General features: G+C 71.5%; 16 protein-coding genes. 9 read left to right on the plus strand and 7 right to left on the minus strand.

The genetic code is table 11. The features are described 5' to 3' along the window. Positions 1-111: 111 nt before the first annotated feature. From Psi02_RS11930 to Psi02_RS11950, 5 genes are all read right to left on the minus strand, one after another. Entirely contained in the window at positions 112-1,104 is a 993-nt protein-coding gene (locus Psi02_RS11930; protein ID WP_203973511.1) for a LacI family DNA-binding transcriptional regulator, read from the minus strand. A gap of 145 nt (positions 1,105-1,249) precedes the next feature. After that, the gene (locus tag Psi02_RS11935) at positions 1,250-1,495 is read right to left on the minus strand and encodes a hypothetical protein (protein ID WP_203973512.1); all 246 of its coding nucleotides are present in this window, start codon (positions 1,493-1,495) and stop codon (positions 1,250-1,252) included. Then, on the minus strand, positions 1,495-1,716 hold the full coding sequence (locus Psi02_RS11940) for a DUF6158 family protein (RefSeq protein WP_203973513.1): 222 nt from the start codon (positions 1,714-1,716) through the stop codon (positions 1,495-1,497). The genes Psi02_RS11935 and Psi02_RS11940 overlap by 1 nt, the downstream gene beginning before the upstream one ends. A gap of 190 nt (positions 1,717-1,906) precedes the next feature. After that, a complete protein-coding gene (locus tag Psi02_RS11945) occupies positions 1,907-2,128 on the minus strand; it encodes a DUF397 domain-containing protein (protein WP_203973514.1) in 222 nt (73 codons plus the stop codon). After that, on the minus strand, positions 2,125-2,976 hold the full coding sequence (locus tag Psi02_RS11950) for a helix-turn-helix domain-containing protein (protein ID WP_203973515.1): 852 nt from the start codon (positions 2,974-2,976) through the stop codon (positions 2,125-2,127). The genes Psi02_RS11945 and Psi02_RS11950 overlap by 4 nt, the downstream gene beginning before the upstream one ends. A 144-nt stretch (positions 2,977-3,120) precedes the next feature. Here Psi02_RS11950 and Psi02_RS11955 point away from each other — a divergent pair, with 144 nt between their 5' ends. The 9 genes from Psi02_RS11955 to Psi02_RS11990 all read left to right on the plus strand — a co-directional run bounded on the left by Psi02_RS11955 (position 3,121) and on the right by Psi02_RS11990 (position 12,213). Further along, positions 3,121-3,567, plus strand: a complete 447-nt coding sequence (locus tag Psi02_RS11955; protein WP_203973516.1) for an ATP-binding protein — start codon at positions 3,121-3,123, stop codon at positions 3,565-3,567. A 76-nt stretch (positions 3,568-3,643) separates the two neighbouring features. Further along, a complete protein-coding gene (locus tag Psi02_RS11960) occupies positions 3,644-5,086 on the plus strand; it encodes an MFS transporter (RefSeq protein WP_203973517.1) in 1,443 nt (480 codons plus the stop codon). A 69-nt stretch (positions 5,087-5,155) separates the two neighbouring features. Then, positions 5,156-5,281, plus strand: a complete 126-nt coding sequence (locus tag Psi02_RS40695) for a hypothetical protein (protein ID WP_275415186.1) — start codon at positions 5,156-5,158, stop codon at positions 5,279-5,281. Positions 5,282-5,454: 173 nt separating this feature from the next. After that, positions 5,455-5,946 (plus strand): PH domain-containing protein, encoded by a 492-nt coding sequence (locus Psi02_RS40050; protein ID WP_239094813.1) that lies wholly within the window; start codon positions 5,455-5,457, stop codon positions 5,944-5,946. Beyond that, positions 5,943-7,634, plus strand: coding sequence for a PH domain-containing protein (locus tag Psi02_RS11970; protein WP_203973518.1), 1,692 nt, complete (start codon positions 5,943-5,945; stop codon positions 7,632-7,634). Before Psi02_RS40050 ends, Psi02_RS11970 begins: the two co-directional genes overlap by 4 nt. Before the next feature lie 92 nt (positions 7,635-7,726). Continuing rightward, a complete protein-coding gene (gene speB / locus Psi02_RS11975) occupies positions 7,727-8,740 on the plus strand; it encodes an agmatinase (RefSeq protein ID WP_239094814.1) in 1,014 nt (337 codons plus the stop codon). Positions 8,741-8,833: 93 nt separating this feature from the next. Continuing rightward, on the plus strand, positions 8,834-9,958 hold the full coding sequence (locus tag Psi02_RS11980; protein ID WP_203973519.1) for a penicillin-binding transpeptidase domain-containing protein: 1,125 nt from the start codon (positions 8,834-8,836) through the stop codon (positions 9,956-9,958). Beyond that, positions 9,955-11,082 carry a rod shape-determining protein RodA gene (rodA, locus tag Psi02_RS11985; RefSeq protein ID WP_203973520.1) on the plus strand — a complete coding sequence of 376 codons (1,128 nt, stop codon included), beginning with the start codon at positions 9,955-9,957 and terminating at the stop codon, positions 11,080-11,082. Before Psi02_RS11980 ends, rodA begins: the two co-directional genes overlap by 4 nt. A 15-nt stretch (positions 11,083-11,097) precedes the next feature. Further along, entirely contained in the window at positions 11,098-12,213 is a 1,116-nt protein-coding gene (locus Psi02_RS11990) for a DUF2293 domain-containing protein (RefSeq protein WP_203973521.1), read from the plus strand. 8 nt (positions 12,214-12,221) lie between these two features. On the opposite strand, the gene Psi02_RS11995 is transcribed toward Psi02_RS11990, so the two are convergent. Next, complete coding sequence (locus Psi02_RS11995; protein ID WP_203973522.1) at positions 12,222-13,112, minus strand: serine/threonine-protein kinase; 891 nt, start codon at positions 13,110-13,112, stop codon at positions 12,222-12,224. A gap of 41 nt (positions 13,113-13,153) precedes the next feature. Continuing rightward, positions 13,154-15,277 (minus strand): N-6 DNA methylase, encoded by a 2,124-nt coding sequence (locus tag Psi02_RS12000; RefSeq protein WP_239094815.1) that lies wholly within the window; start codon positions 15,275-15,277, stop codon positions 13,154-13,156. Positions 15,278-15,307 lie beyond the last annotated feature (30 nt).

The raw sequence follows: 15,307 nt of genomic DNA on the forward strand, positions 1-15,307 counted from the left end.
GAGGAGTGGACGCCTCCTTCAACGGGAGGCCCGGAGAAGGAGTGGACGCCTCCTTCTCCGGGTTCCGTTCTCGCCGTGCCCATCCATTCTCATCCGGATTCGCCGGAACGCTCAGGGCGTGAGAGCTCCCATTCGCCCCGTCGACGACCGGACGACGAGCTCGGGCTCGAAGAGAAGCTCCCCTGTCGCCACGGGCGCGCCGTCGATCTGGCTGACCAGCAACTCCACGACGGCCCTGCCCATCGCCTCGATCGGCTGCCGGATGGTGGTCAGCGGTGGGTCGACACAGTTCATCAGTGCCGAGTCGTCGTAACCGATGACCGAGACGTCGCCGGGAACGCGCATCCCCTCGCGCCGGGCCGCCCTGATCGCGCCGAGCGCGAGCGGGTCACTGCCGCAGATGATGCCGGTGACCTGCTGTCGCAGCAGCTTCACCGCCGCGGCGTGGCCGCCCTCCAGCGAGTGCATGGTGTGCTCGACCCACTGGCCGCCCTGCCCACGGAACGCGTCGAGCTTGCGGATCGACGGCATGTGATCCGGCGGGCCCACGATCAGGCCGATGCGCTCATGGCCCAGCGCGCGCAGGTGCGCCATGGACTGCTCCACCGCGATCGTGTCGTCGCAGGAGACGCGCGGGAACTCCCAGTGGTCGGCCGCCGCGTTCACCATCACGGTCGGCAGGCGCCGGTCGATCAGCCGGAGATAGTGCTCGTGCACGACGCCCGACTGCGTGTAGAGCCCGCCGGCGAAGACCACGCCCGAGACCTGCTGCTGGAGCAGCAGGTCGACGTAGTCGGCCTCGGAGACCCCGCCGACGGTCCGCGTGCACAACACCGGCGTGAATCCCTGCTGGGCGAGCGCGCCACCGACGACCTCCGCGAACGCGGGGAAGATCGGGTTCTGCAGCTCGGGCAGGACGAGCCCGACCAGCCGGGCACGCTCGCCGCGCAGCTGGGTCGGCCGTTCGTATCCCAGCACGTCGAGGGCGGTCAGCACCGCTTCACGGGTGGCCTCGGAGACCCCCGCCTTGCCATTGAGGACGCGGCTCACCGTGGCCTCGCTGACCCCCACTTTTTTCGCAACTTCGGCAAGCCGTCGCGTCATGGGCGCAAGCATACGACGGCTAATGCCGTGCCTTTGCGATCACTTGCGTTGTCAAGTCCGGTAAAACGCATTGTGTGGCCCGCGCCGTACGGCCGGACCAGGCATTCGAACCCGGACAGAGCTTGCGGAGCCCTGCCGTCCCGATTCAGTAGTCCAGCCCCCAGTCGTGCGGTCCCAGCACATAGGCATCGCCTCTGCGGAGCAGCCGGCCCCCGCGAGTCAGCGCCTCGAGTCCGTTCCACACGGTCTCCTCGGGCAGCCGCACCATCCTGGCGATCTCCCTGACCGTGGCCGCCCGCCCGTCCACGTCCATCGAGGCGACGGCCTCGTAGACGCCGATCTCGATGGCGGACATCTCCTGGACGTCGCCCAATCGCTCGTTGTCACCCATCAGCGCGACCTCGCTCCACTACGCAGTCGTCCGGCGTCGATGTGGCGCTCGGGGAACCGTTTGAGGTACTCGCCCTCGAGTTCCTCCGTCCGGGAGGTGTGGTGCTGGAGGGCGTCGTCAGAGCCGTGGAGCAGCGTGTCGGTCCGGGTGTCGTGCAGGCTTCGCAACTCACGGAACAGATCGTCGTCGGCGAGTTGCCGCGGATCGACTCCCATGGTCATGACGTCCTCCTCATCTGGCGCCAGACTCGCATCCGGCGATCCCGGCCATCGCCGTATGCCGGTCTCCTGCCCTGTCAAATTGGACCCATTCATCCGATTTGACGACCTTTATTGGGAAAAGGACATCTAAAAATGGCGTACGGCTTGCGCCATATCGAGCGCAAGCCGTACGGGTCAGGTGTGTCAGAGGTCAGGACAGGTCGAACTCGCCGCCCTTCACGCCGTCAACGAACGCGTCCCACTCGCCCGCAGTGAACATCAGTTTGGGACCCTCGGGGTTCTTCGAGTCGCGCACGGCGACGCCTTGGCGCAGGAGGGCCACTTCGACACACTGGTTGCCCACGGTGTTGGAACGAGCCGCCTTCCGCCAGATCGCACCGGCCAGGTCCTCCGCTGGGTGGATGCCCTTCATCGTCCTGCCATCTCCTTCTCGACCGCATCGATCTTCTCTAGGGACTTCTCCGGGCCGAGCGCGGCGGCGCGAAGATGATCGAAGACCTGGACATACCTGCGGACCTCTTCCTGGCTCTCCAGGTAGAGCTCGCCGCCCATGTTCTCCAGGAACACCACGTCGGAATCCTCGGGGTCGGGGAAGGCGAGGATCGCCAGTGAGCTGCCCATGCCGAGGTAGGCGCCCGCCTCGAAGGGGAGCACCTGGAGGGTGACGTTCGGCTGGACGGCGATCTCCGACAGCCTGCGCAGTTGCTCGGCCATGACGGGCGGCCCCCCGACGGGCCGCCGGAGCGCGGCCTCGTCGAGGACGACCCACAGATCCAGACCATCGGGCATGGTGAGGCGCCGTTGCCGCTCCATGCGGACCGTGATCCGCCTCTCGATCTCCGCCGGGTCCTTCACCAGCGCGGCCCCCACGACCGCACGGGCGTAGGACTCGGTCTCCAGCAGCCCGGGGATGAGCAGGGGCTCGTAGTTGCGGACCGAGGCGGCCTCCGCCTCGAGCCCGACGTACGGTCCGGGGAGGACGTCCCCGAACGCGTGCCACCAGCCGCGCCGGCCGGCCTCCCGAGCGAGCTCGAGGAGGGCCTGCCGTTCCGTGCCTCTCACCTGGTAGAGATCGAGCAGGTCCCGAATGGTCCGGCCCTGGGGCCGGGTGTGTCCGGTCTCGATCCGGTACACCGTGGAACTCGCCACCCCGAGGCGGCTCGCCACATCCTCTCTGCTGAGCCTCGACTCACCTCGCAGGCGTGTCAGCTCACCGGCGAGCCGGCGAAGCCGGACCGTCGGGGTGCGTCCTACCCCCATGAGACGACATCTCCCTACGAAAGGAACTTTGCAATAGTGCATTCGCAGTATTGCGTGGCGGAATTCCAAAGTGCAGGATGAATGCAGTCTGGCACGGACCGCACTGCCGCATTGGCTGACGGGTACACAGGGAGTTATCACAGGATGACAATTCTCAACCTCCCGGGGAGAACCGCGATCTCGCGCCCCTTCTCTGGAGATCCGTCACAGGCGGGAGCGGCCCGGCGCTTCGTCGCGGGCCATCTGGGAGACGGTCATCCCTGCAGGGACGACGCGGTCCAGCTGATCGGAGAGCTCATCGCGGAGTGCCTGCGGCACGCGGCCGCCTGCAGGAGCAGGTCCGGCTACGCGGTGGCGGTCCGGGCCACCCCGGAGACCGCCCAGGTCACGCTCGCGACGCAGGCCTGCGGATGCTGGACCTCGCCAGCCCGCACGCCGGGCCGGGGCGTGCACCTCGTCGATCTGTTCACCGAGCGCTGGGGCGTCTCGGCCACCCGCACGGGGGTCTCGGTCTGGTTCGAGCTCGGGCCCGCGGACACGCGGGGCCTCCAGGAGCAGCCGGTCGACGCCCACGTCAGGTACTCGATCTAGGCCGGCCCGCCTGTCGATGATTCCTCGGCCCGCTGGCGGGTAGTCGGGCGCCATATCGTGCAATGAAGGGGACGATATGGCGCAGATCACCACCGACATTCCCGCGCGACTCGACCGCCTGCCCTGGGCCCGCTGGCACTGGCTCGTCCTCGCGGGCCTCGGCACCGTGTGGGTCCTCGACGGGCTCGAGGTCACCATCGTCGGCGTCATCGGTCCCCGGATCACCCAGACGGCCAGCGGGCTCGGGCTGACCGACAGCCAGGTGGGGCTGGCCGCCGGCGTGTACGTCGCCGGAGCCTGCCTGGGCGCCCTCATCTTCGGCCACCTGACCGACCGGTTCGGCCGCAAGAAGCTCTTCCTCGTCACGCTCGCCGTCTATCTCGTCGCCACCGTGGCGACGGCGTTCTCCACCGAGGCCTGGTACTTCTTCCTTTGCCGGTTCTTCACGGGAGCCGGCATCGGCGGCGAGTACGCCGCGATCAACTCGGCGATCGACGAGTTGATCCCCGCGCGGGTACGGGGGACGGTCGACCTGGTCGTCAACGGCTCCTTCTGGCTGGGCACCACAGTGGGCGCCGCGATCGCCATCCCCCTGCTCGATCCGGGCGTGCTCCCCATCGACGTGGGCTGGCGCGTGCTCTTCGGCCTCGGCGCGGTGCTCGGGATCGGCATCCTGCTGATCAGGCGGATGGTGCCGGAGAGTCCCCGGTGGCTGGCCATCCACGGCCGCGAACGGGAGGCCGAGGACATCGTCGGGGACATCGAGAGACAGGTCCGCGAGGAGAGCGGCAGGGATCTGGAGCCGCCCGCCGGTGAGATCAGGATCACCCAGCGCACCCACACCCCGCTGACCGAGGTGGCCGCCACGTTGCTGCGCCGCTACCCGAAGCGGACGGTCGTCGGGCTGGCGCTCTTCGTCGGGCAGGCCTTCCTGTACAACGCGGTCTTCTTCACCTATGCGCTCGTGCTCGCCACGTTCTTCAAGGTCCCCGCAGGCAGCACGCCCTGGTACCTGATCCCCGTGGCCATCGGCAACTTCCTCGGGCCGGTGCTGCTCGGCAGGTTTTTCGACTCGGTGGGCCGCCGGGCACTGATCGCGGGCTCCTACATCGTCTCCGGCCTGCTCCTGCTGGGCACGGCGGCGCTCTTCCACAGCGGGGTCCTCTCGGCGGGGACGCTGACCGCCTGCTGGCTGGTGGTGTTCTTCTTCGCGTCGGCGGGAGCGAGTTCGGCCTACCTGACGGTCTCGGAGATCTTCCCAATGGAGACCAGGGCCCTCGCGATCGCCCTGTTCTACGCGGTCGGGACGGGGCTCGGCGGCATCATCGGCCCCGTGCTCTTCGGCCGCCTGGTGGAGAGCGGATCGGTGGGCAACGTCGCGCTGGGCTACGTGGTCGGCGCGGTCCTGATGATGGGCGCCGGCGCGGTCGAATGGTTCATGGGGGTGGAGGCGGCCAGGCGATCGCTGGAGGACATCGCGCAACCCTTGAGCGTCCAGGAGGAGCGGGTGGCGGGATGACAGCCCGAGCGGTGGGTATCACCCTGTCTGATGCCATAAGGGGCAACATGTCATACATTCGGGGGAATTATGGCTGAGGCGCCGAAGAAGAAGCACGCCAAGTCCACGGCGAAGGCGAAAAAGACGGCCATCAAGGAAGCCCGCTCGATCAAACAGGCCAAGAGGGACAGGCGGACCACGGAAGCAGGCGAGTGACCGGCGCGATCCGTGTCCGCCCGGCGGATGTGCCCGCGTGCCCTGCTCGCGGGCATTCCGCGTCCGCCGCAAGGGGTCGCCTACGGGCATCGCCACACATATGACATTCATCCTGATAAATACAGGATCACCCCCACTGCTTGCTTTCAGGAGCTTCGGGCAGAGTTGAGGGCGTGGAAACCACGACCCTCCGCCCCCCTCAGCACCGGGTGAGCCGCACCGCCCGGTGGTACTGGGCCGCCCGCGCCGCCTTCGGCTGGCTGGTCCTCATCGCCGTCCAGGTCATCTGGCTGGTCGCGGACGGCGACGACGTCGGCCTTCGCCTGGCCGCGCTCGTCGCCACCGTGATCGTCGCGGTGACGCACGTCACCGTCATGCCGCTGTGGCGCTACAACGTCCACCGGTGGGAGACCACCCCCGAGGCCGTCTACACCCAGTCGGGCTGGTTCAAGCAGGAGTGGCGGATCGCGCCCGTTTCCCGCATCCAGACCGTCGACAGCGCCCGGGGCCCGTTCGAGCAGTTGTTCAGGCTGGCCAACGTCACCGTCACGACCGCCTCCGCCGCCGGGCCGGTCCGCATCAGCGGGCTCGACCGCGAGACGGCGCAACGGCTCGTCGACGAGCTCACCGCGAACGCGCAGGCCACCGCGGGTGATGCCACATGACGAGCACGACAGGCGCCGAGTGGCGGCGGCTGAGCCCCCGGATGCTGGTGGTCCACCCGATCCAGGAGGTCGTCCGGCTCGCCCCGGCGCTCATCGGCCTGCTCGTGGCCGGATCGAGCAGCGGCGGCCACGGCCCCCTCTGGAGCCTCGCGGGCCTGGTGGTCGCGGTCCTGTTCGGCACGCTGCGCTGGTTCACGACCACCTACCGCATCACGCCCGAGCACGTCCAGGTACGCAAGGGTCTGGTGCATCGCAAGGTGCTGACCGTGCCCCGCGACCGGGTCCGCACGGTCGACGTCACCGCCAACATCCTGCACCGCGTGCTCGGCCTGGCCAGGGTCGAGGTGGGCACCGGCCGGTCCGACAGGAAGGGCGGCGGCGAGCTCAAGCTCGACGCGCTCGGCGCCCGTGAGGCCGCGGGCCTGCGCGGGGAGCTTCTGCACCGCGAGAGCCGTACGGCCGGCGCACCCGGGGAAACTGCCATGGGGACCGCCATGGACACCGCCGGGTACACGCCCGAGAGCGCGGGCACGCCCGCGGCCGCCGTGCCTGCCCCGCGGCAGGCCGGCGTCGAGACGGAACTCGCCGCTCTGCGGCCCGAGTGGATCCGGTTCGGGCCCTTCACCCTCTCCGGGCTCATCACCGTGGGCATCATCGCCGGTTTCGTCTCCCGGCTCGCGTCCGAGGGCAACGTGAATCTGGGGCAGATCGCACCGGTCAAGAGCACGCTGGGCTGGTTCGGATCTCTCTCCCTGCCGTTGGAGATCGCGGCGGGCGTCCTCATCCTGGCCGTCTTCGTCATGATCGCCTCGACGCTCGGCTACATCCTCGCCTTCTGGGGATTCCGGCTGACCCGCCATTCCAGCGGGACGCTGCACGTCAACCGGGGTCTCATCACCACGAGAGCGACGACCATCGAGGAGCGGCGCCTGCGCGGCCTCGAGGTCAGCGAGCCCCTGCTGCTGCGTGCCGTACGAGGCGCACGGCTGATCGCCGTGACGACCGGGCTGCGGGTCGGCCAGGGCGCGCAGCGGGGCGGCTCGATGCTCCTGCCGCCCGCCCCCCTGCGGGAGGCACAGTCCGTGGCCACGCGGGTGCTCGGCGGCGACGCCGCCACGGTCTCCGGGCCGCTGGTCCAGCACGGGCCAGCGGCCGCACGGCGCAGGTTCACCAGGTCCCTCGGCGTGGTCGTCGCGTGGATCGTGGTCTGCCTCGTGTTGTGGGAGTGGTCGGACCTGCCTGCCTGGACCTGGGTGGCCGGGCTCGCCCTGCTGCCGGTCACCGCGCTGATCGCGGCGGACCGGTACCGGAACCTCGGGCACGCCCTCGTGGCCGGCCACCTGGTCACCCGATGGGGTTCCCTCGTCCGCAGGCGCGTGGTCCTGGAGTACGACGGGATCATCGGCTGGAACGTCGAGCGTTCGTTCTTCCAGCGTCGTGCCGGGCTCGTCACCCTGACCGCGACCACCGCCGCGGGCCGCCAGGGATACCGCGTGCAGGACGTCGGACTGGGCGAGGCCCTCCGGCTCGCGTCGGCAGGCTCGCCCGGCCTGCTCGATCCGTTCCTGTCAGGCGGAAGGCCCTCGTCACGGCACGAGACGCAGGTCCCAGGCGAACCGCGCGTCCCAGGCGAACCGCGCGTCCCGGGCGGGCCGTCGGACATCGCGCATCCCCTCATCTCCGGCTGAACGTCACATACCATGACGGCGCCGCCCTCTCGCCGGAGCTGGGATGACAGGCTCCGGAGCCCGGCGGACCGCACCAGTGCTGGAGGAGCCCGATGACCCGTTACGGCCCCATGTTCGGCCCCGACGTCACCTTTCTCGGGGTCGGACGATGCGACCTGGACGACGCGGAGACCTACGCCGGGGCGGACGTCGTCATCGTCGGCGCGCCCTTCGACGGCGGGACGTCGCACCGTCCGGGCGCGCGCTTCGGGCCGAGCGCCATCCGGCAGGCGTGCTACCTCCCGCACGACGGCTCCCGGCCGAGCCTCGCCCTCCGCGTGGACGCGCTCCAGGATCTCCGGGTGCTGGACGCCGGCGACGTGGAGACCTACGCCGGTGACATCGAGGGCAGCCTGCGCGCGATCGAGGACGCGGTCGCCCGAGTCGCGGCCTCGGGCGCGATCCCCATCGTGCTCGGCGGCGATCACACGGTGGCTCTGCCCGACGCCACCGGCGTGGCCCGTCACCACGGTTTCGGCCGGATCTCCATGCTGCACTTCGACGCCCACGCGGACACGGGGGACGTCGAGTTCGGGCATCTGCACGGCCACGGCCAGCCGATGCGCCGCCTGATCGAGTCCGGGGCCGTCCGCGGCGACCGGTTCCTCCAGATCGGCCTGCGGGGGTACTGGCCGGGGCCCGACGTCCTCGACTGGATGGCCGGGCAGAAGATGCGCTCCTACGAGATGACCGAGGTCGTCGCCCGGGGTCTGGACACGTGCCTCACCGAGGCCTACGGCATCGCGCTCGACGACTGCGACGGCGTCTACCTCTCGGTCGACGTCGACGTCTGCGATCCCGGGCACGCCCCGGGGACGGGCACCCCCGAGCCTGGCGGCCTGTCCGCCCGGCAACTGCTCGACGCCGTCCGGAGGACCTGTTACGAACTTCCGGTCGTGGGCGTCGAGATCGTCGAGGTCGCGCCGCCGTACGACCATGCGGAGATCACCGCCTACCTGGGGAACCGCGTCGTCCTCGAGGCGCTGTCCGCCATGGCCCGCCGCCGCAAGGACGCCGCGGAGGGCACCCGCTGGGACCCCGCCCGCCCTCTGCTCGACGGCCGCTGACTCGTCCGGAAACGGTTGCTTTGCGCGAACCCGTGCCGCACACTACTCGCATGATCGGCGACCGGCTGATCACGCTACGTCGATCTGACCGGCGTGCGTAGGGGTGTGCACCGGGGGCGTGTGGCGCTCCTGGCCGTCGTCGTCTCCTCCATGATGCTGACCGTGCTCGGCCGCCTCTGGTACCTGCAGGTCGTCTCGGGTCCGTACTACGCGAGGGCGGCGGCTGACTCACGCCTGCGCACGGTGCCCCTGCCCGCGCCGTGGGGCCGGATCCTCGCCGCCGACGGCCGCCCGCTGACCGCGGACGCCCTCGTCGGCCGCGGTGGGCTGGAGACGTGGTACCGCGCCGACCTGGCGGGCCGTGCCGGCGTCCGCGAACTGGCCGTGGACAGCAGGGGAACGGTCACCCGGGTCCTGGGCGAACGCGGGCCTCAACCGGGGAACACGCTGACGACCAGCGTCGATCCGCGGATCCAGCGCCTGGCCGAGCAGGCGCTCGCCGTCGTCGCCGCGAAGGCGGGACGGGAGTCCACGGGCGCGGTGGTCGTGCTGGAGACCTCGACCGGGCGCGTGATCGCCCTCGCCGGCCACGCGGGCCGGGAGACGCACGGCGGCGCCATGGGGCTGGACACCGAGAGCCTCTCCGGAGCCTCCGGAGCGCTGATCGCGCAGCGGGCGCCCGGGTCCGCGCATGCGATCACCGCTGCGGGAGCGGCGGCGGCGTTCGGCTTCGGGCGACGCACCGGGATCGACTTACCGAACGAGGCGACGGGCTACATTCCGGACTCCGTGCATCCGGAGCACGGCCCGGCCGCCGGCCAGGGAGAGGTCCTGGTCACCCCGCTCCAACTCGCCACGGCCTATGCCGCCGCCGTCAACGGCGGGACGCTCTTCAGCCCCCGCCTGGCCATGGCCGTGGTGCGGCCCGACGGCACGGTGGTGCGCACGATCGCCCCGCCCGCCGCCGGCCGGGTGGCGGCCTCCCCCGAGACCATGCGCGGCATCCGGCACACCCTCGCCGCGATCTCGTCCCGGGGCTCGGCCCTCGACGTGCACGGCGGGCCGGGCACATCCTGGTCCGCGTGCTACGTCCCCGCCGAGACCCCCCGGTATGTCGTGGTCGTGGTGTCGTCACGGGCCGGAGGCCACGCGGCCGACTCGGCGGCGCGGACCATGCGCGAGGGCATCCCCCGGCTCAGCACGACCCGCGGGACATGACGCCCCTCCCGGCGTGGTCGGCGCCGTTCGCCGCGCGCACGCCCATGGACCCGGGATTGCTGGTCCCGTCGGCCGCCCTCGCGGGCATCGGCCTGCTCCTCGTGGGCTCGGCCACCCGGGCCGATCCCGGCTCGGTCTTCGTCCAGCGGCAGGCGTTCAGCGTCTGCCTCGGGCTCGCCCTCATGTGGCTCGTGTCCCGGTCGGAGCCACGGGTCCTGCGGGCGTACGTCCCGGTGGTCTACCTGCTCGGGATCGCCGGCCTGGTCGCCGTGCTCACCCCGCTCGGCCGTACGGTCAACGGTTCGCAAGCGTGGATCGTGCTCGGCCCCGGGCTCGGGTTCCAGCCGTCCGAGTTCGCCAAGGTGGCGACGATCCTCGCGCTCGCCGGCGTGCTGGGCGGGCGGGGCGATTCCGGGCGGCCGGGCGGCCGGGCCGTGCTCCTCGCCCTCGCGCTGACGGCCGCGCCGGTGCTTCTGATCGCCATGGAACCCGACTTCGGCACGGCGCTCGTCTTCTGCGCCGTGACCATCGGCATGATCACACTGTCCGGGGCGCGGATGCGCTGGCTCGCCGGGCTGGCCGCGCTGAGCGGTCTCGGCCTCGTCCTGATGTGGCGACTCGCCCTCCTGCGGCCCTACCAGCTGCGACGGTTGTCGGTCCTCCTCGATCCCGAGGCCGATCCGCTGGGCTCGGGTTATCACGCCACCCAGGCGCGCATCGCTGTCGGCTCGGGCGAGGTGTTCGGGACGGGCCTGTTCCGGGGCGGGCAGACCGCGGGCCACTTCGTCCCCGAGCAGCACACCGACTTCATCTTCACGGTGGCCGGTGAGGAACTCGGCTTCCTCGGCGCCGCCTCCATCGTGCTGCTGGTGACCCTGCTGCTCTTGCGAGGCCTGTGGATCACGGCCTCCAGCGCCTCGTCGTACGGCACGGTGCTCGCCGGCGGGGTGATCTGCTGGCTGGCCTTCCAGGCGTTCGTGAACATGGGCATGACGATCGGCATCGTGCCGATCACGGGCCTGCCGCTCCCCTTCGTCTCCTACGGAGGCTCCGCCATCGTCGCGGCCTTCGCGGCCGTCGGCCTGCTGGACGCCGTCAACCGGACTCGTGAGGCCGTGCCGTAGGGCAGGCTTGGGGGAATGCGGAGCAAGCTGGGCAGCCGGGTGGCGGAGGCGGCGGAGATCGCGCTGGCCACCCGGAAGCATGTGACGGCCCTCGACGTGCTGACCGGTCTGCGCTGGCTGCGCGGCCGCGATGTGGACACCTGGCGGCAGGGACGGGCCGGCGACCTGGAACGGCTGGCGGCCGTGGACGCCTCCCGCATGGCGGAGGCGATCGCGCACCTGCGCGAGTGGGCGGTCGACGGCGGCCTCGTCGCCAACGAGGCGGCCTACACCTCCGCGGGCCGGGACCGGCGGCCACTGCGCTTCACGACCGCGGGCGGCGAGGAACTCGAGCGCTCGTTCCGCGTCCACTGGGTGTCGCCGGACATGACCGAGGCGGCCCGCCGCCGCCTCGAGGAACGGCAGAACCGGGCCCCTGACCTCGTGGCCGTCGCGCCGGTCGAGTCGTGGACCTGCGCGGGCTGCGCGGCCACGACGCGCGTGGACACCGCGGCGCGAACGACGGAGCCCGCAGGGGATCGTACGGCGGACCTGACCGGATTCATGATCACAGAAGCGGACCAGCCGTTCTGCCTGACGTGCGCGGACATGGATCACCTGCTCTTCCTCCCCGCGGGCGACGCCGCGCTCAGCCGCCGGGCCAAGAAGGGCAGCGGCCTGTCGGCCGTCGTCGTCCGGTACAACCGGCGGCGCAAGCGCTACGAGCGGCTCGGCATCCTCGTCGAGGAGGCGGCGCTCGCGCTGGCCGAGGAGCAGTGCTTCGCCGACGAGGAGGTACGGCTCCGCCGCCGCGAGCGCGACCGGGAGCGGCGGGCGGGCGAGGACGTGACGTTCCAGGCGGCCATGGCCGGGGAGATCCGCCGCCTGTTCCCCGGGTGCCCGCCGGATCGGGCGGAGGCCGTCGCCCTCCATGCCGGGCAGCGCGGCAGCGGCCGGGTCGGCAGGACGGCGGCCGCCCGCGTCTTCGACGAGAACGCGATCACTCTCGCGGTGGTCGCGAGCGTGCGCCATCTGGACACCGACTACGACCGCCTGCTGATGTCCGGCGTCCCCCGGATGGAGGCCCGTGACCGGATCCGTGCCCGCGTCGAGGAGGTCCTGGCCGGCTGGCGGAGCGCTTCACGACGTTAGGCGCCGTCTCAGCGGACGCGGCCGACCATCCTCGCGTACATCCGGCCGGGGCTCGGGACCGACGACTGGTCGAGGAAGCCCGGCAACATGGGCAGGTCGACCGCGAAGGGCTGCAACCGCTGATAGAGCGTGTAGGCGTCGGAAGGCCGGTCGTCCGGGTGCTTCTCCAGCAGTTCGGCGATCAGCCGGTCCAGCTCCGGCGGCACACCGGTGACGCGCGGCGGGCGCTCCTTGACCTGCTTGTCGAACACCGCGTACTCCGTGGGCCCGGTGAACAGCTGCCTTCCGGTGAGCATCTCGTGCAGGACGCAGCCGAGCGCGTAGAGGTCGCTCTTCTGGTCGGCCACGCCGCGCTCGATCTGCTCAGGCGACATGTACGCCGGAGTGCCCAGGATCTGGCCGACCCGGGTGAACTGGGCGGAGTCGCCCTCGCGGAGGATCGCGAGCCCGAAGTCGAGCACCTTGACGCTGCCGTCCGGGCAGAGCATGAGATTGGTCGGCTTGAGGTCACGGTGGCAGATGGACAGCGCGTGCGCCGCGGTGAGCACCGCGCACGCCTGGGCCGCGATCGCCGCCGCCCAGGGGACGGGGAGCGGGCCGTGCTCGCTGACGAGGTCGGCGACCGTCACCCCCTCGATGAACTGCATGACCTGGAAGAGCCGCTGCTCGTGGGTCCCGAAGTCGTACAGCACCGGCGCACCGGGATGGTCGAGCCGCGCGAGGATCCGGGCCTCGCGGATGAAGCGGCGCTCCAACTCGTCGTCGGGCCCGCCCGGCAGGCGGAGGAACTTGACCGCCACCCTCCGGTCGAGCCGCCGGTCGTGACCGCCGTAGACGGCTCCCATGCCGCCCTGGCCCAGGGGCAGGTCGTCAAGCTCGTAACGGTCGCCGATGACCATGCACCCTCCAGTCGGCCTGTCCGGGGGCAAAGCTACACCTTTCAACTACCAGGTCGGAGGTGACCCGCGGCGAGCCCTTCCACCCCCAGCCGCACGAGCGCCTCCCCCGCCGCGGCCGCCTCCCGCAGACCGTCCTCCAGGGAGAGAAGCCGCCGGAAGGCCTGGCCGTACCGGGTCTGTTCGGCGAGGGGCAGGCGCGGCACCCGCGCCCGTCGTGCGTCGACGCGGCTGGACCCGAGGTGCGGCCGCCCGGCGGTGGCGAACCTGAGGAACCCGGCGAGGAACTCCGGGTCGATTCGCGTGCGATCCACCCGGTAGAGCGCGAGCTGGGGGCCCAGCACGGCTCCTCCATCGCCGATCACCCGTGCCGTGACGGCGGAGCCCACCACGTCGCCGTCGGCGATCGTCACCAGGCCGTCCTCCGGGGCGGCCCAGCCCGTGGGCGGGCCGCCGCTCGCCAGATCGTCGGCCGTGAGCACGGGGAAGGCGCCCTCCCGGTCGCCGTCCGGGTCGGCCGCCTTCAACGTCGAGTGCCGTACGGTCACCAGACCGGCCCTGACCAACTCGGCGAGTGTCGTAGGCGGCGAGTCCCATCCGGCCGGGGCGTCGCCGGGCACGTCCAGATCGCCCAGGCCCTCGGTCACCGCGGCCACGAGCGCCTCCGCGACGTCTCTGAAACGGCCGCGGGCCGAGGGGAAGCCGCTCGCGTCGCCTCGCGAGGCGAGGTGCCGCGCGGGGCTGAGGTCGACCTCGTCGTCGAGGAGGTCGACGATCCCGACCGCACGACTCTCGCCCGGCGGCTCGGCCCCGGCCAGGTAGGCGTCCCAGGCGGGCTCCACGAGCGACAGGTCGTCGCCCGCCATCGTCAGCAGGATGGTCGCGGGTTGCCGCTCGCCGGGTTCGGGACGGCGCAGCAGCCACAGGTCGGGGCCGCCCGCGGCCAGGGAGAAGACGGCGCGCACGGCGCCGGCGCGCAACAAGTTGGCCCGGATGCGCCTGCCCGAGCGGCGGCTCGCGGCGGCCGCGGGCATCAGGACGGCCACCAGGCCGCCGGGCCGGACGTGGGCGAGGCAGTGCTGCACCCAGGCGAGCTCGGACTCACCGCGCGGCGGCATGCCGTACGTCCAGCGCGGATCGCCCACCAGGTCCTCGTGACCCCACGCCCGCTCGTTGAACGGCGGATCGCAGACGACGGCGTCGGCGCCCCCCTCGGGGAAGCCGTCGTCCCTGAGGGAGTCCCCCGCGACGATCCGCGCACGCTCCCCGCGCAGCAGCAGCCGCAGTGTGGCGAGCAGCGCCACCGTCTCCCCCGCGTCCTGGCCCAGAAGCTCTGTGACGCGCTGGGGCTCACGGGCCTCGTGAGTCTCCTGTACGGCTTCGCCCAGTGCCATGGCGCCGGGGCCGGGCACCGTGGGATCCTGGCTCCGCGGCCGGGGTTCCTGGCCGGGCAGAGTGCGGTCCCCAGGCGCGACAGGCTCGTCCACCGGCTCACCGCCGGACGGCGCGGCGTCGCTCCGTCCCCGCCTCGCCCCCTTGACCGCGAGGAGAAGAGTGCCCATGCCGCAGGCCGGGTCGAGAACCGATCCCCCCTCGGAGCAGGCCAGCCGGGCCATCAGCTCCGCCACGTCCGCCCGTGTGACCGAGAGCCGGCGGCTGTGGGCCTCCACGTAGCGCTCGCAGAGGAGCTCGAAGGCCGTGGCGGGCCCATGCGCGGCGGCCAGTTCCGTGAGCGGTCCGATCAGCCCGGCGTCCAGGCTGCTGCGCGCTTCGGGTCCGGCCGGCAGGTCGGGGGTCGCGGCGGCGACGGCGGCGGCCAGCCGTACGGGCAGGTCGGGACCCGCGGCGAGCCGACGGAGGCCGTCGGGGTCCCGGAGCGTGTAGAGCAGGAACGCCCCCATGCGGCCGAGCAGGTCCCCCAGGTGCAGGTCGTCGGCCGACATCCTGAGCCGCTGCCATACTCTGTCGGCGACGGACACCTCGAATGTCTTGCCGTTACGCCTGAGCCAGGCCTCGACCTCCGGCAGGGCGAACAGCGGGCTGGAGGTCGTCCCGCCGACGGGCTCGGGGAAGTCGTCGTAGCGGCGGCGCCAGTTGCTCACCGCAGCCCGCCCGACGTCGGCCATCCGCGCGATGTCACCCGCGTTAACCGTCTCATCGAGGCTCATACGGCCCAGAATATCTACGCTTGTGAAGTG

The organism is Planotetraspora silvatica (assembly GCF_016863315.1).
GTDB lineage: Bacteria > Actinomycetota > Actinomycetes > Streptosporangiales > Streptosporangiaceae > Planotetraspora > Planotetraspora silvatica.